The 20221-nt window shown below is 66.8% G+C and carries 18 protein-coding genes; 15 read left to right on the plus strand and 3 right to left on the minus strand.

The window, feature by feature from the left end:
* Positions 1–42 precede the first annotated feature (42 nt).
* Genes A0O31_RS06270 through A0O31_RS13065 form a run of 8 tightly spaced genes read left to right on the plus strand, consistent with a single transcriptional unit; the run spans position 43 to position 7469 of the window.
* Complete coding sequence (locus A0O31_RS06270) at positions 43–702, plus strand: response regulator transcription factor (protein WP_071677131.1); 660 nt, start codon at positions 43–45, stop codon at positions 700–702.
* Positions 692–1894, plus strand: coding sequence for a sensor histidine kinase (locus A0O31_RS06275; protein WP_071677132.1), 1203 nt, complete (start codon positions 692–694; stop codon positions 1892–1894). The genes A0O31_RS06270 and A0O31_RS06275 overlap by 11 nt, the downstream gene beginning before the upstream one ends.
* A gap of 26 nt (positions 1895–1920) precedes the next feature.
* Positions 1921–3189, plus strand: a complete 1269-nt coding sequence (locus tag A0O31_RS06280) for a TolC family protein (protein ID WP_071677133.1) — start codon at positions 1921–1923, stop codon at positions 3187–3189.
* A gap of 32 nt (positions 3190–3221) precedes the next feature.
* Entirely contained in the window at positions 3222–4220 is a 999-nt protein-coding gene (locus A0O31_RS06285) for a TolC family protein (protein ID WP_237258968.1), read from the plus strand.
* A complete protein-coding gene (locus A0O31_RS06290; RefSeq protein ID WP_071677135.1) occupies positions 4217–5506 on the plus strand; it encodes an efflux RND transporter periplasmic adaptor subunit in 1290 nt (429 codons plus the stop codon). Before A0O31_RS06285 ends, A0O31_RS06290 begins: the two co-directional genes overlap by 4 nt.
* Positions 5507–5508: 2 nt before the next feature.
* Positions 5509–6186, plus strand: coding sequence for an ABC transporter ATP-binding protein (locus A0O31_RS06295; RefSeq protein WP_071677136.1), 678 nt, complete (start codon positions 5509–5511; stop codon positions 6184–6186).
* Between the two features lie 3 nt (positions 6187–6189).
* On the plus strand, positions 6190–6918 hold the full coding sequence (locus tag A0O31_RS13060; protein ID WP_237258969.1) for an ABC transporter permease: 729 nt from the start codon (positions 6190–6192) through the stop codon (positions 6916–6918).
* Positions 6915–7469, plus strand: a complete 555-nt coding sequence (locus tag A0O31_RS13065; RefSeq protein ID WP_237258970.1) for an ABC transporter permease — start codon at positions 6915–6917, stop codon at positions 7467–7469. Before A0O31_RS13060 ends, A0O31_RS13065 begins: the two co-directional genes overlap by 4 nt.
* Before the next feature lie 43 nt (positions 7470–7512).
* Here the strand turns inward: A0O31_RS13065 and ruvA are convergent, their stop codons facing one another.
* Positions 7513–8088, minus strand: coding sequence for a Holliday junction branch migration protein RuvA (ruvA, locus tag A0O31_RS06305; protein ID WP_071677137.1), 576 nt, complete (start codon positions 8086–8088; stop codon positions 7513–7515).
* Complete coding sequence (locus A0O31_RS06310; protein ID WP_071677138.1) at positions 8085–8849, minus strand: enoyl-CoA hydratase/isomerase family protein; 765 nt, start codon at positions 8847–8849, stop codon at positions 8085–8087. Before A0O31_RS06310 ends, ruvA begins: the two co-directional genes overlap by 4 nt.
* 84 nt (positions 8850–8933) lie before the next feature.
* Between A0O31_RS06310 and A0O31_RS06315 the strand changes: the two genes are divergently transcribed.
* From A0O31_RS06315 to carA, 7 genes are all read left to right on the plus strand, one after another.
* Entirely contained in the window at positions 8934–11618 is a 2685-nt protein-coding gene (locus A0O31_RS06315; protein ID WP_071677139.1) for a 2-oxoglutarate dehydrogenase E1 component, read from the plus strand.
* An 11-nt stretch (positions 11619–11629) separates the two neighbouring features.
* Positions 11630–12835 carry a 2-oxoglutarate dehydrogenase complex dihydrolipoyllysine-residue succinyltransferase gene (odhB, locus tag A0O31_RS06320; protein ID WP_071677140.1) on the plus strand — a complete coding sequence of 402 codons (1206 nt, stop codon included), beginning with the start codon at positions 11630–11632 and terminating at the stop codon, positions 12833–12835.
* A gap of 1 nt (position 12836) precedes the next feature.
* Positions 12837–14204: a dihydrolipoyl dehydrogenase gene (lpdA, locus tag A0O31_RS06325; protein WP_071677141.1), complete on the plus strand. Its 1368-nt coding sequence runs from the start codon at positions 12837–12839 to the stop codon at positions 14202–14204.
* Positions 14205–14291: 87 nt separating this feature from the next.
* The gene (locus A0O31_RS06330; RefSeq protein WP_071677142.1) at positions 14292–15491 is read left to right on the plus strand and encodes an argininosuccinate synthase; all 1200 of its coding nucleotides are present in this window, start codon (positions 14292–14294) and stop codon (positions 15489–15491) included.
* Complete coding sequence (argH, locus tag A0O31_RS06335) at positions 15481–16869, plus strand: argininosuccinate lyase (protein WP_071677143.1); 1389 nt, start codon at positions 15481–15483, stop codon at positions 16867–16869. The genes A0O31_RS06330 and argH overlap by 11 nt, the downstream gene beginning before the upstream one ends.
* Positions 16862–17395: an N-acetyltransferase gene (locus A0O31_RS06340; RefSeq protein WP_071677144.1), complete on the plus strand. Its 534-nt coding sequence runs from the start codon at positions 16862–16864 to the stop codon at positions 17393–17395. Before argH ends, A0O31_RS06340 begins: the two co-directional genes overlap by 8 nt.
* Positions 17396–17416: 21 nt before the next feature.
* Positions 17417–18592, plus strand: a complete 1176-nt coding sequence (carA, locus tag A0O31_RS06345) for a glutamine-hydrolyzing carbamoyl-phosphate synthase small subunit (RefSeq protein WP_071677145.1) — start codon at positions 17417–17419, stop codon at positions 18590–18592.
* Here the strand turns inward: carA and A0O31_RS06350 are convergent.
* Positions 18589–20220: a formate--tetrahydrofolate ligase gene (locus A0O31_RS06350; protein ID WP_071677146.1), complete on the minus strand. Its 1632-nt coding sequence runs from the start codon at positions 20218–20220 to the stop codon at positions 18589–18591. The two genes, carA and A0O31_RS06350, sit on opposite strands and share 4 nt — an antisense overlap.
* Between the last annotated feature and the right edge of the window lies 1 nt (position 20221).

The raw sequence follows: 20221 nt of genomic DNA on the forward strand, positions 1-20221 counted from the left end.
CGGGGTAACCCCCGGCTAACCCCTTTGGGCCATACTGGGGGCGTGCAGGTGCTCCTCTTGGAGGACGAGCCCCACCTGGGCCGGGCGGTGGCGGGGGCCTTGGCCGCCCAGGGGTATGGGGTGCGTTGGGCCAGGGGCCTCGAGGAGGCCCGGGGGGCCTTCTTGGAACTGGAGCCCGACCTCATGGTTCTGGACGTGCGCCTGCCCGAGGACCCCGATGGGGGCTTCCGCTTTGCGGAGGAGGTGCGGGAGGCGGGCTACAAGGGGCCCATTCTCTTCCTCACCGCCCGGGATGCCTTAGGGGACCGCATCCAGGGCCTGGATCTAGGGGGGGACGATTACCTGGTGAAGCCCTTCCACCTAGAGGAGCTCCTCGCCCGGGTGCGGGCCCTGTTGCGCCGGGTTTCCGAGGTGAAGGAAAGCCGGGTGCGCCTGGGGGGCTTGGAGGTGGACCTGGCGGGGCGGGCGGTCTTTTGGGAGGGCAGGCGGGTGGACCTATCCCTGAAGGAGTTCGCCCTTTTGGAGCTTTTCCTCCTCCATCCGAGCCGGGTCTTCTCCCCGGAGGAGGTGGCGGAGAGGGTGTTTGGGGATGGGGAAAAGGTGGGGGCGGTAAAGGTCTACGTGCACTACCTGCGGCAGAAGCTCTACCCTGGGGTGGTGCGCACCGTGCCCGGGGGGTACCGGCTTGGGGATGAGCCTTAGGACCCGGCTTGCCCTCTTCTTCGCCCTGGCCATCGGGCTTGCCCTTCTCTTCCAGGGGGCCCTGAGCTACCTGGCCTTTAAGCGCCTGGTGGAGGCGGATTTGGACCAGTCCCTCCTCTTCTACGTCCAGGCCCTGGCGGAGGGCCGGCGGCCCCCAAGGGGGGAGTTCGCCTTCCGCCTGGTGCAAGGGGAAGCCCGGCAAGCGAGCGCCAACTTCCCCGATCTCCCCGAGCTTCCCCCAGGAGCCTACTGGCGGGAGGGTTGGCGGGTTCTGGTCCTGGAGGTCCCAGGGGGGACCCTCGCGGTGGCCCGCTACGACCCGGGGGCTGCCTTCGCCCTAAGCCGCTTCCGCCTGGCCCTTTTCGGGGTGGGGGGGCTCCTTACCCTCCTTTTCGCCCTGCTGGCGGGGGGCCTGGCGGGGGCTGCCCTGAGGCCCCTGGCCCGGCTCACGGGGGTGGCAAGGCGGGTGGCGGATTCCCAGGACCTCTCCCTGCGGGTGGTCCCCGAGGGCGGGGGGGAGCTTAAGGCTTTGGCCGAGGCCTTCAACCACATGCTGGAGCGCCTCGAGGCCTTCCTGGACCGGGAAAGGCGCTTCACCCGGGACGCCGCCCACGAGCTCAGGACCCCCGTGGCCGCCGCCCTCGCCCAGGTGGAGGCGGCGGAGAAGGGCTACCTTTCCCAAGAGGAGGTCCTCCCCGCGGTCAAGGAGGAGCTTCTCCGCATGAAGCGCCTGGTGGAGGCCCTGCTCATCCTCGCCCGGGAAGGGCGGGTAGAGCGGGTGGGGCTGGACCTGGCCGCTCTGGCGCGGGAAGAGGCGGAGGCCTTCGGCGTGCCCTACGAGGGGCCGGAAAGCCTGCCCTACCGGGGCAACCCCCTCCTCCTCGCCCAGGCCCTGAGGAACCTCTTGCAAAACGCCCTCCTCCACGGGGAGGGGAAGGGGGTGCGGGTGGTCTTGGAGGTGGCGGGGAAGGAGGCCTTCCTGGGGGTGGTGGACCAGGGCCCGGGGATGCCGGAGGAGGCCCTGAAGGAGGCAGGCCGCCCCTTTTTTAGGGCCTCGAGGGCCCCCGGGGAGGGCCTGGGCCTTTCCGTGGCCCAAAAGGTGGCGGAGGCCCACGGGGGGAGGCTGGAACTCCTTCCCAATACCCCTTCGGGCCTCCGGGCCCGGTTGGTCCTCTCCCTAACTGCGGACTAACCTCAGGACGCTAGTTTGGGCTTGGGATGCCAAGGATATGGAGTGTTTTCCTCCTTTTCCTTCCCGCCCTGGCCCAGGGGATGGACCTTAAGACCTGGGTGCGGGAAAGCCCAAGCTACCAAGCCCTCCTCCTGCAAAGGGCCCAGGCCGAGGCCACCTGGGAGGCCGCCCAAAAGGGCCTTGCCCCTACCCTTACGCCTCAAGGGAACTATAGCCGAAGCCTTTTGGGGCAGGAAAGCCTGGCCCTGGGCCTAGGGGGAAGCATGGCCCTGCCCTGGGGGCAGGCCCAGGATAACCTTAGGGGAGCAGAAATCACCTACAAGAAGGCCCTTTTGGACCTCCTCTCCCAGGGAAACCTCCTCTTCCAGACAGCCCTTTCCCAGTACCTGGACACCTACCTGGCTGCTTTGGACCAGGCCTTGGCGCAAAAGCGCCTGGCTTGGCGGGAGGCCCAGCTCAAGGCAGTGCGGGACCAGCGGGAGAAGGGCCAGGCCACCTTCCAGGATCTCCTGGATGCGGAGGGTAATCTGGCGGAGGCTCAGGCGGAGGCCCTGCGGGCGCAACTGGCCCTCAGCCTGGCCCAGGCCCGGCTCCAGGCCACCTTGGGTCGGGCGGTGGCGGTGGAGGCCTTGCCCCCCTTGCCCCAAGAAACCCTCTCCCTGGAAAGGGTTTTGACCTTCCTGGAGGAGCGGCCCGATGTGCAAAAGGCCAGGCTTGCCCTGGAGGAGGCGGAGGAGGCCCTGGCTCAAGCCCGGCGGGAGCGGGCATGGCCAGAGGTTTCCGTAAGCCTCACGGCCCAAGAGGGTAATGCCGCCCTAAGCCTCGGGCTTAATCTGAAGACGGGGGTTTTAAACTACGGGGCTCAGTACACCGTCCTAGGCACGGGCGGAAATGGGGGGGTGGCTTTCCAGGTGCAGGCGGGTATTCCCCTCTTAAGCCCCGTCCAGGATGCGGGAGTCGCCCTTCAGGAAAAGGCCTTGGCCCAAGCTCGCTTGGCCCTGGAAAGTGCAAGAAGGGCGGCGGAATTGGACCTCCGCGCCAAGTACCAAGCCCTTCTCCAGGCCCAAGCCCAGGTGGAGGTTGCAGCCAAGGCCCTGGCGGGGGCGGAGAACTCCTTGGCGGTGGCGCAAAAGCGCCTCGAGGCGGGGACGGGTACCGTCCTGGAAGTTATGCAGGCCGAGGTGGGCCTCCTGCAGGCCCGCCGCACCCTGGAGGGGGCCAAGGCCGCTCTCCTCCAGGCCTACTACGCCTTATGGGATGCCATGGGGCAGGATCTCGTGGGAGGTGAACGGTGAGGCGAACCCTAGCGTTTCTTTTTACGGCAACCTTGGCCCTTGCCCAAGGGAACCTGAGCTTCCAAGAGGCCTTACAGCAAGCCCTGAAGCAAAACCCCTCGTACCAGAACGCCCTCTTGGCCCGGGAAAGCGCCTTAACAGAACTCAAGGCCCTGGAGGCGGACCCGAGCACCCTGGTTCTTCCCCTTACCCAGGCCCGGCAAGCCCTGGTCCTAGCGGAAGCGCAGGTGGGGGCAAGCCGCCTGAGCCTCCTGCAAAGCTTCCTTTCGGCCTACACCGCCCTTCTGGAGGCCCAGGCCAACGAGGGGGTGCTCCAAGCCAACCGCGCCTTGGCCGAGCGTAACCTGCAGATTGCCCGGGCCCGCCGCCAAGCGGGCAACGCCACCGAACTGGACGTGGCCAAAGCGGAAACCGCCTTGAGGTCGGCGGAAATCGCCCTGAAGAACGCCGAGGCCCAGGGCCCTGCCCTCCTTAAGGCCCTAGAGGCAGCCTTGGGATCTTCCTTGCCGAGGGAGCCGCAGCTTGCCCCCCTGCCCCAGCCCAAGGCCCTAGGGGTGGACCTGGCCGCTTTGCGGGAGGGGCTTGAGGAAAGGCTTCCGAGTCTGGTCCAGGCTCGGCAGGCCCTGGAACTGGCTGAGCTCCAGGTGCGCCTTTCCGACAACGACTATACCCCCCGCCTCACCCTGGAAAAGGCCAAGGCCAGCCGGGATAACGCCCAAAAAGCTTTGGAGAACGCCAGAGCTCAAGCGCTTTCCGCCCTGGAAGCAGCCTATGCCCAGGCCCAAGCCGCTTGGGGCCAGGTGCTCACCGCCCGGGAAAACCTCGCCAACCAGGAGAGGACCCTGGAGGTGGCCCGCAAGGCATTCCAGGCTGGGACCATCAGCCGCGTGGAGTTGGAGCAGGAGGAGGTGAATCTGGCCCAGGCCCGCTACAACCTGTTGGTGGCCCAAAACGCCTACTGGAAGGCTTTGGCCGCCTTAAGCGTGGCGGCAGGGCAGGATCTTACCGGGCTTTTGGAGGTGGGACCATGAGGCGTTGGTTTCTCCTTCTAGTCCTCCTCGGACTTGGGGTAGGGGGCTACTTTCTCTTGCGCCCCAAGCGGGTGGCCCAGGTAGTGGAGGCCCCCGAGGTCTACACCGTGGTCCGGGGGGAGGTGCGGGTGACGGTTTCGGGTTCGGGGAGTCTCGCCCCTTGGCAAACCTTGGACGTGCGCCCCGAGGTGCAGGGCCTCCTTCGTTCCGTGGTGGAGGAAGGTACCTGGGTGGAGAAGGGCCAGGTCCTGGCTGAGCTGGATCCCACTTCTTTCCGGCAGGCCCTGGAGGAGGCCCAGGCCGATCTGGCCAAGGCCGAGGCCGCTCTTGCCAACACTCGGGCGCAAGGGGAAAGTGCCCTTGCTTCCCTCAAGGCTTCCCTGAAGAGCGCCGAGGTGGCCTACGCCAACGCCCAGGCGAGCCTGTCCACCGCCCAGAGGAACCTGGAGGCTACCCGTCTCCTCTACCAGGCCGGAGGCGCAAGCCAACAGGCCCTTCTGGAAGCGGAGGCGGCCTATGCAAGCGCCAGGCGTTCCCTGGAAAACGCCGAGGTGAGCGTCAGGGCACAGCAGGAAGCCTTGGCCCTGCGGGAAGCCCAGCTGCGGGAGGACCTCCGCATCCAGGAGGCGGCCTTAGTCCAGGCGCGCTTGGCCGTGGCGGAAGCCCAAAGCAATCTGAACAGGACCCGTGTGCGGGCACCCTTTAGCGGGGTGGTCCTCTCCGTGGCGGCAAGTCCGGGGGTCCAGGTGGGACCCACCTCTACCCTCCTCACGTTGGGCGATTCTTCGCGCTACCGCTTGGTTCTGGAAGTGGATGAAACGGAGATCGCCCAGGTCAAGGTAGGTCTTCCGGTGAGGGTGAGCCTCGAGGGTCTCCCAGGTCAGACGTTCCAAGGGAGGGTGGAAGCCATTAGCCCCCAAGGGGAAACGGTGAACAACATCCCCGTTTTTAAGGTTGCTGTAAGCCTTGCTCCGGATCCCCGCTTCCGCTCGGGGATGAGCGCTGATGGGGAGATCGTGGTGCGGGAGGCTAAGGACGTCTTGGTCATTCCCAAACGGGCAGTGGAACGGGGGCAGGGTGGGGCCTATGTCACCCGTCTCCTTCCCGATGGCTCTACCGAAAGGGTGCCCGTGACTTTGGGTCTTGAGGACAACACCCGGGTTGCGGTCCTCGAGGGACTAAAGGAAGGGGACCAGGTGATCCTCTCCAGGAGAGGGGCTACGGGTTCCAATAGCCAGCAGCAACGGCCTCCGGAGCCATTGCCCCTTATGGGGCCTGGGAGGTAGGCGTGCTTCTGGAGCTTAGGGCGGTGAGGAAGGTTTACCAGATGGGGGAGGAAGTTTTCCCCGCTCTTAAGGGGGTGGACTTGCAAGTGGAGGCTGGGGAGATGCTCGCCATCATGGGGCCTTCGGGGAGCGGCAAGAGCACCCTCCTCCACATCTTGGGCCTCCTGGACCGGCCCACCGAGGGAGAGTACCGCCTCCTAGGTAAGCCTACCCAAAACCTTTCCGAAGGGGAGCGAGCCTACCTGCGCAATCGTTTTTTAGGTTTTGTCTTTCAGGCTTTTTTCCTACTCCCCCGGCTTACTGCTTTGGAGAACGTAGAGGTACCCTTGACCTACGCTGGCTTCTCTCCTAAGGAGAGGAGACGTAGGGCTTTGGAACTTCTAGAGCGGGTGGGACTTTTGGAAAAAGCCCACAACTTTCCCAACCAGCTCTCCGGTGGGCAACGGCAGCGGGTAGCCATCGCCCGGGCCCTAGCCCTCAAGCCCCCCCTTCTCCTTGCCGACGAGCCCACGGGGGCGTTGGACACCAAGACGGGGGAGGAGATCCTTGTCCTTTTTCAGGAGCTAAACCGGGAGGGTACCACGGTTATCGTGGTCACCCACGAGCCTTCGGTGGCGGAGAAGACAACGAGGGTGATCCGGGTACGAGATGGCGAGATCGTGGCGGACGAGAGGAGGTGAGGAATGAGGCGGGATGATCCCCAGGAGGTGGTTGCAGGCCGGGTAGGACTTTCCCTTTCGGAGATGGCCCGTGTGGCGTGGCGGGCTATCGCTGCCAATCCCCTGCGCTCTGCCCTTACCGCCTTGGGAGTGGTGATCGGGGTGGCAGCAGTGGTGGCCCTTACCATGGTGGGCCAGGGGACCACCCAGCGGGTTACCCGCTTGCTAGAGGGTCTGGGCACCAACCTCCTCACCGTAGGTCCTGCCCAAGGGGGAAGGGGGCCAGGGGGAGGCTTGGTGCGTGGGGGCGGACCTGCTACCCTCCCCCTTGCCGACGCCTACGCCATTCAGGAGGCCTTTGCCGGGGAGGTGGTGGGGGTGGCCCCTGTGGCCCAGGCCAACTTCCAGCTAAAGTACGGGGCCCAAAACCTCCGGGCCACGGTGGTGGGTACCTGGCCCGACTTTGCCCAAGTCCGCAACGCAGAGCCTGACAGGGGTGGCTTCTTCACTTGGGAAGACGTGGAGGCCCGGCGACGGGTGGCGGTGATCGGTTACGGCATCGCCCAGGACCTTTTCGGCGGAGAGGATCCTTTAGGCCAGCGCCTGCGCATTGCCGGCATTCCCTTCACCGTGGTGGGGGTGTTGCCAGATAAGGGCGACCAAGGCTTCGTAAGTACCAATTACCAGGTCTATGTCCCCCTTTCCACCTATCTGCAGCGCCTTTCCCGTCCGGAGGCGGGGGGGCTAAGGTGAACACCATCTACCTCCAAGGTGCTGACCGCGACCGCCTTAAGGACCTTCAGGAGCACCTTACCCAGTTCCTGGCGCAGCGGCATGGCCTATGGGATCCCCAAAGCTACGATTTCTCCGTCACCAACCAGCAAGATGCTTTGGAGAGTGTGAACCAAACTACCAGGGCCATGACCCTTTTCCTAGGAGGGGTGGCAGGCATCAGCCTCCTGGTGGGGGGCATCGGCATCATGAACATCATGCTGGTTTCCGTTACCGAGCGGACCCGGGAGATCGGAGTACGCAAGGCCCTGGGGGCAAGGCCTCAGGACATTCTGGGTCAGTTTTTGGCGGAGTCTGTGGTTTTAAGCGTGGGTGGGGGGCTTTTAGGTGTGGCCGTGGGCCTTTTAATGGCTCGGTTTGTGGGCCAAGCTATCTCGGTAACCCCCGTCTTTTCCCCTACAAGCATCGTTGTTGCCTTCTTTTTTGCCGTGGTGGTGGGGGTCTTCTTTGGGCTTTATCCCGCTTGGCGGGCAGCCAGGTTGGATCCCGTGGAGGCCCTTCGGTATGAGTAAGAAGGGGAGGCTTCCGCCCTCTTCCTAACCCCTGGGACAGGCGCTAGCGTAACCGCTTCAGGGCCTCCTTGATGAGCTCCTGGGCCTTGGCCTTGGGGTTTCGGGCGAGGAGGTCCAGGACCACGCCTCGGGCCTGCCCTTCCTTGAAGCCCAAGGCGGCGAGGGCCAGGACGGCTTCCTCCGCCGCCTCGCTGGCCACCTTCTCCCCGGTGAGGAGGTGGGGGGGAAGCTTGCCCTTGAGCTCCAGGGCCAGGCGCTCGGCCAGTTTCCGCCCCACGCCGCTTGCCGAGGTGAGAAGCCTGAGGTCCCCTTCCGCCAGGGCCCGGGCCAGGAGCTTGGGGGTGAGGGCGGAGAGGAGGGAGAGGGCCACCTTGGGCCCCACCCCGCTTACGGAGAGGAGGAGTTCAAAGAGCGCGAGGCTTTCCTCGTCGGGGAAGGCGTAAAGGGCAAGCCCCTCCTCCTTGAGCTGCAGGTGGGTATGGACCGCCACCTCCTGGCCCTCCTTGAGGCTTGCCAGGAAGGGGCCCGGGGCCTGGAGGAAAAACCCCACCCCGCCCACCAGGAGGAGGAAGCCCCCTTCCTCCTTCTTCAGGACGAGGCCTTTGAGGTAGCGGATCATCGGCCCTGGAAGCGGGGCGGGCGCTTTTCCCGGAAGGCCCGCACCCCCTCCTCGTGGTCCAGGGTGCGGCCCGCCTCGCCCTGGAGGATGGCCTCGAGGCCCAAGGCCTCCTCCAGGGAAAGCCGGTAGGTTTCCAAAAGGAGCTTCCGCGTGAGGACATAGGCCCGGGTGGGGCCTTGGGCGAGGGTTTGGGCCAGGGCCAAAGCCTCCTCCATAAGCCTTTCCGCCGGCACCACCTTGTGCACCAGGCCCAGGGCCAGGGCCTCCTCCGCGGAGAGGCGGGGGGAGAGGAGGAGGAGTTCCTGCGCCTTGGCAAGCCCCACCAAACGGGGTAGGAGGAAGCTCATCCCCGAGTCCGGCACCAATCCGATGCGCACGAAGGCGGTGGTGAAGGTGGCCCCAGGGGCGGCGAGGCGCACATCCCCCCAGAGGGCGAGGCTCATGCCCGCCCCCGCCGCCGGCCCGTTCACCGCCACCACCAGGGGCTTTTCCAGCCCGCTCATGGCCGCTACCACCTTGTTGTAGCGGCGGAGGTGGGCCTCGTAGTCAGGCTTTTCCTCGCCAAACTCCGTGAGGTCCTGCCCGGCGGAGAAGGCCCGCCCCGCCCCCGTGAGGAGGACGGCCCGCACCCCGGGGTCCTGGTTGGCCTCGGCCAAGGCCTGGTAGAGCTCCTCTAGGAGGGCGCCCGTGAGGGCGTTGAGCTTTTCTGGCCGGTTTAGGGTGAGGAGGAGGACGCCTTCGCGCTTTTCCTTCAGGACCATGGCCCCATTGTAAAGGGTGGGGGCACCTACACCGCTTTTTGGTGTAGCGTAGATAGGGGGTATACAACCCCCTTAGGAGGCAGGATGGAGCTCACGCTGGAAAGCCAAGGCTACCTGGAGGCCCTCTACCGGGCGTACCTGGAGGACCCCTTTTCCCTGCCCGAGGAGTGGCGGCGCTACTTCTCCGCCCTTACCCTGGAGGATGGCCGACGAGAACGCCCCGCCCCGAGTGTCTCCGTGGCCGAGGCCGTGGACCTAGGCTTCCTCCTCAAGGTGGAGCGCCTGGTCCAGGCCTACCGGGAGCTCGGGCACCTGGCGGCCCAGATAGACCCCTTGGGCCAGGAAAGGCCGAGGCCGAAGGCCCTCACCCTCGAGGCCCACGGCCTTTCCTCCCAGGACCTTCCTCGGCCCCTTCCCCCCTTCTTCGGCGCCCCCACCCTGGGGGCTCTCCTGGAGCGCCTTCAGGCCACCTACCTCGGCCCCATCGGCTTTGAGGTGGCCCACGTGGAGCCCGAGGAGAGGGAGTGGCTCCTCGCCCGCATAGAGGCCCCTTGGGAAAGGCCTCCCCAGGAGGTGCGCCGCCGCATGTTGGAAGCCCTGATGCAGGCGAGCCTCTTTGAGGCCTTCCTGCAGCGGAAGTACCTCGGGGCCAAGACCTTCAGCGCCGAGGGCCTGGAAAGCCTCATCCCCCTCCTCAAGGAGGCGGTGGTGGAGGCGGCCCGGCACGGGGTTAAGGAGGTGGTCCTGGGCATGGCCCACCGGGGCCGGCTCAACGTCCTGGCCCACGTGGCGGGGAAGCCCTTTGAGCGCATCTTCCGCGAGTTTGAGGAGATTTTCCCCGAGGGCTACGCCGGGGACGTGAAGTACCACCTGGGCTTTTCCAGCGACCAGGAAACCCCTTACGGCAAGGTCCACGTTTCCCTGAACTTCAACCCAAGCCACCTGGAGTTCGTGAACCCCGTGACCCTAGGGCGGCTTCGGGCCAAGCAGGACCGCTTCGGGGACCGGGAGAGGCGGCGGGGCCTTGCCATTTTGGTCCACGGGGACTCCGCCTTCATCGGCGAGGGCATCGTGCAGGAAACCCTAAACCTCTCCCAGCTTCCCGGCTACCGGGTGGGGGGGACCCTGCACGTGGTGGCCAACAACCAGCTGGGCTTCACCACCCTCCCCTCGGAGTACACCTCCTGCCGCTACCCCACGGACATCGCCAAGATGGTGGGGGCCCCCATCTTCCACGTGAACGCCGAGGCGGTGGATGCCCTCTGGTTCGCCCTACGCCTGGCCTTGGAGTACCGGAGCCGCTTCGGCAAGGACGTGGTTCTGGACCTGGTGGGCTACCGCCGCCGGGGGCACAACGAGACGGACGAGCCCACCTTCACCCAGCCCACCATGTACGCCCTCATCGCCAAGAAGCCGGAGCCTTGGAAGGCCTACGCCGAAAGGCTCCAGGCCGAGGGGGTGGTGCGGGAGGAGGAGCTTAAGGCCCTGGAGGGGGCCTACCTGGAGCGGCTGGAGAGCGAGTTCGCCCGGGTCAAGGCCGAGCCCGGCCCCGTGGTGCCCCACGGGCTTTCGGGCCTTTGGCAGGGGTACGTGGGGGGGCCTGACCACCTGGTGCCCGAGGTGGAGACCGGGGTGCCGAAGGAGGTCCTGCGCAACCTTTTGGTGCGGCTCGCCACCGTGCCCGAGGGCTTCCAGGTCCATCCTAAGCTGAAGCGTTTCCTCGAGGCCCGCCTGGAGATGGTCGAGGAAAAGCGGCCCCTGGACTGGGCCACCGCCGAGGCCCTGGCCTTCGCCACCCTGGCGGCGGAGGGCCACCGGGTGCGCCTCACGGGCCAGGACGCCCTAAGGGGCACCTTCACCCAGCGCCACGCCGCCCTGTACGATTACCGCACGGGGGAAAAGTACATTCCCTTAGCGCACCTGGCGGAGGGGCAGGCCCCCGTGGAGATCCACAACTCCCCCCTTTCCGAGGCCGGGGTCCTGGGGTTTGAGTACGGGTACAGCCTGGACTACCCGGAGGGCCTCATCCTCTGGGAAGCCCAGTTCGGGGACTTCGCCAACGTGGCCCAGGTCTACATAGACCAGTTCCTGGCCAGCGCCGAGGCCAAGTGGGGCCGGCTTTCCGGCCTCGTGCTCCTCCTGCCCCACGGCCTGGAGGGCCAAGGCCCCGAGCACTCCTCGGCCCGGCTGGAGCGCTTCTTGCAACTGGGGGCCAAGGACAACCTCCAGGTGGCCTACCCCACCACCCCCGCCCAGTTCTTCCACCTCCTCCGCCGCCAGGTGAAAAGGTCCATCCGCAAGCCCCTGGTGGTCATGACCCCCAAAAGCCTCCTCCGCCACCCCGAGGTGGTCTCGGGCCTCGAGGAGCTCGCCCAGGGCCGCTTCCAGAAGGTGATCCCCGAAAGGGTCAAGGGGGCGAGGAAGGTTCTCCTCACCTCGGGCAAGGTCTACTACGAGCTTCTCGCCAAGAGGCGGGAGCTTGGGGCGGAGGACGTGGCCATCCTGCGCCTAGAACTCCTCTACCCCTTCCCCGAGGCGGAGCTTCAGGAGGCCCTTTCTCCCTACCCCAAGAAGGTCCCCGTGGTCTACGTGCAGGAGGAACCCATCAACCAAGGGGCCTGGTGGTACCTCTCCGCCCGCTTCTGCGGGGAGATCTTCGGCCACCCCTTGAGCGTGGTGGCCCGGCCCGAGTCCCCAAGCCCCGCCGTGGGCTCCTCCAAGGTCCACCGGCTAGAGCAGGAAGCCCTTTTGGAAGAAGCCTTCAAGTGAGGAGGTAAAAGGTGGAAGAGCTCAAGGTGCCCTCCGTGGGCGAAAGCATCGTGGAAGTGGAAATCGGCGCTTGGCTTAAGCGGGAAGGGGAGAGCTTCGCCCAGGACGAGCCTTTGGTGGAACTCATCACCGACAAGGCCACCCTGGAACTCCCTGCCCCCTTCGCCGGCACCCTAAGGCAAATCCTCAGGAAGACCGGGGAGACGGCGCGGGTGGGCGAGGCCATCGCCCTCCTGGAAAGGGGTGTGGGGGCGGAAGCCCCCAAGGCGGAAGCGCCCCAGGCCGAGGCGGTGCGGGAAACCCCCTTGGCCATGCCCGCCGCCGAGCGCCTCCTAAGGGAGAAGGGGGTTTCCCCGGAGGCGGTGGAGGGCACGGGCCTAGGGGGGCGCATCCTGAAGGAAGACGTGGAGCGTTACCTGGAGGTGGCCCAAGCGAAGCCCGCCCCCGAGCCCGCCCGCCCCGTCCCCGAAACCCGCCCTGCCCCTACCCCCCTTCAGGCCCCCTCGGACAAGCCCTGGCGGGTGAGCGAGGCGGTGCCCATGACCCCCTTGCGCCGCCGCATCGCCGAGCGCCTCCTTTTGGCGCGGCAGACCACGGCCATGCTCACCACCTTCAACGAGGCGGACATGTCCGCCGTCATCGCCCTGCGCAAGGAGCTGGGGGAGGCCTTCCAGAAGAAGCACGGGGTGAAGCTCGGCTTCATGAGCTTCTTCGTTAAGGCCGTGGTCCAGGCCCTCAAGGAGATCCCCGAGCTCAACGCCGAGATCCGCGACAACACCATCGTCTACCACCGCTACTACGACATCGGCATCGCCGTGGGCGGGGGCGAGGGGCTGGTGGTGCCCGTGATCCGGGACGCCGACCGCCTCTCCTTCGCCGAGATTGAGCGGCAGATCGCCGACTTCGCCGAAAGGGCCCGCACCAAGAAGCTCAAGCCCGAGGAGCTCATGGGGGGCACCTTCACCATCACCAACGGGGGCATCTACGGTTCCCTCAACTCCACCCCCCTCCTCAACCCACCCCAGGTGGGCATCCTGGGCATGCACGCCATCCAGGAGAGGCCCGTGGCCCGGGAGGGCCAGGTGGTGGTCCGGCCCATGATGTACCTGGCCCTCTCCTACGACCACCGCATCGTGGACGGGCGGGAGGCGGTGACCTTCCTCCGGCGGGTGAAGGAGCTCATTGAGAACCCGGTGCGGCTCCTACTGGAGGTGTGAGGTGTACGACCTCCTGGTTATCGGCGCGGGCCCGGGCGGGTATGTGGCCGCCATCCGGGCGGCCCAGCTGGGCATGAAGGTGGGGGTGGTGGAGAAGGAGAAGGCCCTGGGGGGGACCTGCCTTAGGGTGGGGTGCATCCCCTCCAAGGCCCTCCTGGAGACCACCGAGCGCATCTACGAGGTGAAGAAGGGCCTTCTGGGAGCCAAGGTGGAGGGCTTGGGCCTAGACCTCCCCGCCCTCCTCGCCCACAAGGACAAGGTGGTCCAGGCCAACACCCAGGGGATTGAGTTCCTCTTCAAGAAAAACGGCGTCGCCCGCCACCAGGGCACGGCCCGCTTCCTTTCGGACCGCAAGGTCTTGGTGGAGGAAACGGGGGAGGAGCTAACCGCCCGCTACATCCTCATCGCCACCGGCTCCGCCCCCCTCATCCCCCCTTGGGCCCAGGTGGACTACGAGAGGGTGGTGACCTCCACCGAGGCCCTTTCCTTCCCCGAGGTGCCGGGCCGCCTCATCGTGGTGGGGGGCGGGGTCATCGGCCTGGAGCTTGGGGTGGTTTGGCACCGCCTGGGGGCGGAGGTCACCATCCTGGAGTACATGGACCGCATCCTCCCCACCATGGACGCCGAGCTTTCCCGGGCGGCGGAGAGGGTCTTTAAGAAGGAGGGCCTTACCATCCGGACCGGGGTGCGGGTCACCGCCGTGGTCCCCGGGGCCAAGGGGGCGCGGGTGGAGCTGGAGGGGGGGGAGGTCCTCGAGGCCGACCGGGTCCTTTTGGCCGTGGGCCGCAGGCCCTACACCGAGGGGCTCGGCCTGGAGAACGCCGGCCTCTCCACGGACGAGCGGGGCCGGATCCCCGTGGACGAGCACCTGAGGACCCGCATCCCCCACATCTACGCCATCGGGGACGTGGTCCGGGGCCCCATGCTGGCCCACAAGGCAAGCGAGGAGGGCATCGCCGCCGTGGAGCACATGGCCAAGGGCTTCGGCCACGTGGACTACCAGGCCATCCCCAGCGTGGTCTACACCCACCCCGAGGTGGCGGGCGTGGGCTACACGGAGGAGGAGCTAAAGGAGAAGGGCATCCCCTACAAGGTGGGGAAGTTCCCCTACTCTGCCTCGGGCCGCGCCCGGGCCATGGGGGAGACGGAGGGCTTCATCAAGGTCCTGGCCCACGCCAAGACCGACCGCATCCTGGGGGTTCACGGCATCGGGGCACGGGTGGGGGACGTCCTGGCCGAGGCCGCCTTGGCCATCTTCTTCAAGGCGAGCGCCGAGGACCTAGGCCGCGCCCCCCACGCCCACCCTTCCCTTTCGGAGGTCCTCAAGGAAGCCGCCTTGGCGGCGTGGGAGAAGCCCATTCACTTATAGCCTAGGTTGCAAGCCATCGGGGCGCGGTAGCGCCCCGGTTTTGTATACTTATGCACACCCCCACCCGGGGGTAGACTGGGAGCTGGCATGAAGATCGTCTTGGCATACTCCGGCGGGTTGGACACCAGCATCATCCTCAAGTGGCTGAAGGAGACCTATAACGCCGAGGTCATCGCCTTCACGGCGGACATCGGCCAGGGGGAGGAGGTGGAGGAGGCGAGGGAGAAAGCCCTAAGGACCGGGGCCTCCAAGGCCATCGCCCTGGACCTCAAGGAGGAGTTCGTGCGGGACTTCGTCTTCCCCATGTTCCGCGCCGCTCCCCTGTACGAGGGGTACTACCTCCTGGGCACCTCCATCGCCCGGCCCCTCATCGCCAAGTACCTGGTGAAGATCGCCGAGGAGGAGGGGGCGGAGGCCGTCGCCCACGGGGCCACGGGGAAGGGCAACGACCAGGTGCGCTTTGAGCTCACTGCCTATGCCCTGAAGCCGGACATTCGGGTCATCGCCCCTTGGCGGGAATGGCGCTTTAAGGGGCGGCAGGAGATGATCGCCTACGCCGAGGCCCACGGCATCCCCGTGCCCGTGACCCAGGAGAAGCCCTATTCCATGGACGCCAACCTCCTGCATATTTCCTACGAAGGGGGGGTCCTCGAGGACCCCTGGGCCGAGCCCCCCAAGGGCATGTTCCGCATGACCGTGGACCCCGAGGAGGCCCCCGACACCCCCGAGTACGTGGAGGTGGAATTTTTTGAGGGGGACCCCGTGGCGGTAAACGGGGAGCGCCTTTCCCCGGCGGCCCTCCTGCAAAGGCTCAACGAGATCGGGGGGCGGCACGGGGTGGGCCGGGTGGACCTGGTGGAGAACCGCTTCGTAGGCATGAAGTCCCGGGGGGTTTACGAGACCCCGGGGGGCACCCTCCTCTACCACGCCCGGCGGGCGGTGGAAAGCCTCACTCTGGACCGGGAGGTCCTGCACCAGCGGGACATGCTCTCCCCCAAGTACGCCGAGCTCGTCTACTACGGTTTCTGGTACGCCCCGGAGCGGGAGGCCCTCCAGGCCTACTTTGACCACGTGGCGAAAAGCGTCACCGGGGTGGCCCGGCTCAAGCTCTACAAGGGCAACGTTTACGTGGTGGGGCGGAAGGCGGAGAAAAGCCTCTACCAGAAGGACCTGGTGTCCTTTGACGAGCTGGGGGGCTACGACCAGAAGGATGCCGAGGGCTTCATCAAGATCAACGCCCTGCGCCTAAGGGTGCGGGCCATGGCGGAGGGGCGGCGTGGCGCATAGGACCTGGGGAGGCCGCTTCCAGGAGGGCCCGGACGCCCTCGCCGCCCGCTTCAACGCCTCCCTTGCCTTTGACCGGGCCCTTTGGCGGGAGGACCTTTGGCAGAACCGGGTCCACGCCCGCATGCTCCAGGCGGTGGGCCTCCTTTCGGAGGAGGAGCTAAAGGCCATCCTCGAGGGGTTGGACCAGATAGAGGAGGAGATTGAGGTGGGCACCTTTCCCTGGCGGGAGGACCTGGAGGACGTGCACATGAACCTCGAGGCCCGCCTCATGGAGCTCATCGGCCCCCCAGGGGGCAAACTCCACACCGCCCGGAGCCGCAACGACCAGGTGGCCACGGACCTTAGGCTTTTCCTGCGGGCAGCCATAGACGAGCTTTTGGCGCTCCTTTTGGAGGTGCGCCGGGTTCTCGTGCGGGAGGCGGAGAAGCACCTAGAGCCCCCCTTCGTCCTCCCCGGCTACACCCACCTGCAACGGGCCCAGCCCATCCTCCTTTCCCACTGGTTCCTGGCCTACTACGAGATGCTCACCCGGGATGCGGGCCGGCTTAGGGACGCCCGCGCCCGCCTCAACGAAAGCCCCTTGGGGGCCGCCGCCCTAGCGGGCACGGGCTTTCCCATAGACCGCCACTTCACGGCCCAGGAACTCGGCTTTGACCGCCCCATGCGCAACTCCCTGGACGCCGTAGGGAGCCGGGACTTCGCCCTGGAGGTCCTTTCCGCCCTGAATATCGGCATGCTCCACCTTTCCCGCTTGGCGGAGGAACTCATCCTCTATAGCACCGAGGAGTTCGGTTTCGTGGAGGTCCCCGATGCCTTCGCCACGGGGTCCTCCATCATGCCCCAGAAGAAGAACCCGGACATCCTGGAGCTCATCCGGGCCAAGGCGGGGAGGGTGCTGGGGGCCTTGGTGGGGCTTTCCACCGTGGTGAAGGGCCTGCCCCTCGCCTACAACAAGGACCTTCAGGAGGACAAGGAGCCCCTTCTGGACGCCCTCGCTACCTATCGGGATAGCCTCAAGCTCCTCGCCGCCCTTCTGCCGGGCCTGAAGTGGCGCCGGGAGAGGATGTGGCGGGCGGCGGAAGAGGGGTTTTCCCTGGCCACGGAGCTCGCCGACTACCTGGCGGAAAAGGGCCTGCCCTTCCGGGAGGCCCACCACGTGGTGGGCCGGCTGGTGCGGCGGCTTGTGGAGGAGGGGAGGGTCCTCAAGGACCTTACCTTGGAAGAACTACGGGAAGCCCACCCCCTCTTCGCCGAGGACGCCCTAAGCCTTTTGCGCCTGGAAACCGCCATCCACCGCCGCCGGTCCTACGGGGGCACGGCCCCGGAGGCGGTGCGGGCGAGGGTGTTGGAGGCCAAGGAGGAGGTGGGCCTTGCTTGAGCTGGAGCTTCCCACGGCGGCGCTCCCCGAGGTGCGCCCCCAGGCGGGCGTGGAGCTGAGGAAGGCCCGTCTAAGCGACGTGGACGCCATCTACTGGCTCATCCGCTACTGGGCGGAGAAGGGCTTGATGCTCGTACGGAGCCACAGCCATCTCTACGAGAACATCCGCGACTTCCAGGTCCTGGAGGACGAGGACGGCCACATCGTGGGCACCGTGGCCCTCCACGTCCTCTGGCGGGACCTGGCGGAGATCCGGGGCCTCGCCGTCCACCCGGCGCGGCAGGGACAGGGCCTTGGGCGCTGGCTGGTCCTCGGGGCGGAGCGGGAGGCCCGCGACCTCGGGCTTCCCCGGGTCTTCGCCTGGACGCTCCAGGTGAACTTCTTCCGCAACCTGGGCTACCAGGTGACGAGCCGGGAGGCCCTTCCCCCCAAGGTGTGGAGCGAGTGCAACGCCTGCCCCTTTTACGAGAACTGCCGGGAGATCGCCGTCATCAAGCACCTTTCCCCAGGGGCCTTTGGGAGCTAGAATGGCGGGGATGGAGGGGGAATGGCGGGAGTGAAGGAGCGCGCCGTTTTGGTCCTGGAAGACGGCACCGTCTACCGCGGCTACGCCTTCGGCGCCCGGGGGAAGACGGTGGGGGAGGTGGTCTTCAACACCGCCCAGACCGGCTACCAGGAGATCATGACCGACCCAAGCTACCACGGGCAGATCGTGGTCATGACCTACCCCCATCAGGGCAACTACGGGGTGAACGTTTACGATATGCAGTCCAACCGCCCCTGGGTGCGGGGCTTCGTGGCCAAGGAGTTCAGCCGCGTGGCCTCCAACCCCCGGGCCCAGCAGACCATCGGGGAGTTCATGGAGTTCTACGGGGTAGTGGGGATTGAGGGCATAGACACCCGGGCCCTGGTGCGCAAGATCCGGGAAGGGGGGGTCTTGAAGGGGGTCATCGCCCACGCAAGCCTCTACGGTAGCCCCGACCACGCCTTCACGGAGGAAGAGCTGGAGGCGTTGCGCCAAGAGGCCAAGGCCTGGACGGACATTGACGGGCGGGATATGACCCCTGAGGTCTCCACGCCCCTGCCCTACGCCTGGCCCACCCTGAAGTCCGGGCGGCGCATCGTGGTCATGGACTTCGGCATCAAGCACGCCATCGTGGAGAACCTGGCGGCCTTGGGTTTTGAGATCCTCGTGGTCCCGGGCAAGACCCCAGCGAGCCAGATCATGGCCCTGGAGCCCCACGGCCTCCTCATCAGCAACGGCCCCGGCGACCCCTCCATGCCCCGCTACGCCCACGAGACCATCTGGAAGCTCATGGGGCTTTTACCCACCTTCGGCATCTGCCTGGGGCACCAGCTTCTGGCCCTGGCGGCGGGGGGGCGCACCTACAAGATGAAGTTCGGCCACCGGGGGGCCAACCACCCGGTGAAGAACCTCCTCACGGGCAAGGTGGAGATCACCAGCCAGAACCACGGTTACGCCGTGGACATAGACTCCCTCAAGGAGTTCCGCCCCACCCACATCAACCTCAACGACGGCACCCTCGAGGGCATGGCCCACGCCCGTTACCCCGTCTTCTCCGTGCAGTACCACCCCGAGGCGGCCCCAGGCCCCCACGACGCCCTCTACCTCTTCCGCCGCTTCCTGGAGGAGGTGGAGGCCTTCCACGGGGCCACGGGCCTCCCCGTGGAGAAAAGCCGGCCAGACGGGCACGGCATCTAGTAGTCCATCCCCCGGATATTCCCTTCCTCGTCCACGTCAATGCGGAGGGCCTGGGGCACCTTGGGGAGGCCGGGCAGGGTCTCAATCCCCCCCATGTAGACCACCACAAACCCCGCCCCAAAGCGGCACCTTAGGTCCGTGACCCGAACGGTGAAGCCTCTGGGCCGGCCCCGGAGCTTGGGGTTATCGGAAAGGGAGGTGGCCGCCTTGGCCATGACCACGGGCAAGGCCTCGCACCCCTCCTTCTTGGCCGCTTTAAGGGCCCGCTTGGCCTCCTCGCTCCACTCCACCCCCTCGGCCCCGTACACCTCCTTGGCGATGATGGCCACCTTCTCCTCCAAGGGGGCTTCCAGGGGGTAGAGGGGGCGGTAGGCGTGGGGAAGGGAGAGGGCTTCCAGCACCTTTTCCGCTAGGGCCAAGCCCCCCTCGCCCCCCTTGGCGTACACCTCGCTTAGGGCGAAGGGGAGGCCCCTCTCCTGGGCGAAGTCCCGCACCAGGGCGATCTCCTCCTCGGCGTCCGTGGGGAAGCGGTTCAGGGCCAACACCGGGGTGTAGCCGAAAAGCCGCACGTTCTCCACGTGCTTTTCCAGGTTGGCCAGGCCCTCCTTGACCGCCTTCGGGTCGGGCATCTCGTAGGCGTCCTGCCCCCCGTGGTAGCGCAGGGCCCGGAGGGTGGCCACCAGGACCACCGCCTCGGGGATGAGCCCTGCGGTGCGGGCCACCACGTTCATGAACTTCTCCATGCCCAAGTCCGTGGCGAAGCCCGCCTCCTGGACCACGTAGTCCGCCAGGCCCAGGGCGTAAAGGCTCGCCCGCACGGAGTTGGTGCCGTGGGCGATGTTGCCAAAGGGCCCCATGTGGACGAAGGCGGGGTTCCCCTCCGCTGTCTGCACCAGGTTGGGCAGGAAGGCCTGGCGGAGGAGGGCGGCCATGGCCCCCACCGCCCCCAGGTCCTTGGCGTAGACCGGCTTGCCCTCCAGGGTGAAGCCCAGGCGGATCTCCCCAAGCCGCCGCTTGAGGTCTTTGAAGTCCCGGGCCAGGCTCATGAGGGCCATGACCTCGCTGGCCACGGTGAGCTCAAACCCCCCTTCCCGGGGCACCCCGTGGGCCTTGCCCCCCAGGCCCAGGACGATGTGGCGCAGGGCCCGGTCGTTCATGTCAATCGCCCGCTTGAGCTCAATGCGCCTCGGGTCAATCCCGAGCTCGTTCCCTTGGTGCAGGTGGTTGTCCAAGAGGGCGTTGAGGAGGTTCACCGCCGAGGTCACGGCGTGGAAGTCCCCGGTGAAGTGCAGGTTGATCTCGTGCCGGGGTTCAATGCGGGCCTTCCCGCCCCCCGTGGCCCCGCCTTTCACCCCGAAGACCGGGCCCAAGGAGGGCTCCCGAAGGGCCAAGGCGGCCCGCTTGCCGAGCCGCCACAGGGCGTCCACCAGGCCGATGGCCGTGGTGGTCTTGCCCTCCCCCGCCGGGGTGGGGGTGATGGCGGTGACCAGGATGAGCCGCCCCTTGGCCTTAGGGGGCTCGCCCAGGACCTTGGCCATGTGGGGGCCGTAGAGGTAAAGCCGCTCGCGGCCTAGGCCGAGCTTGGCCGCCACCTCTTCTATGGGAAGAAGCGCTTCCTTGACAATCACG

The organism is Thermus brockianus (genome assembly GCF_001880325.1).
GTDB classification, from domain to species: Bacteria; Deinococcota; Deinococci; order Deinococcales; family Thermaceae; genus Thermus; species Thermus brockianus.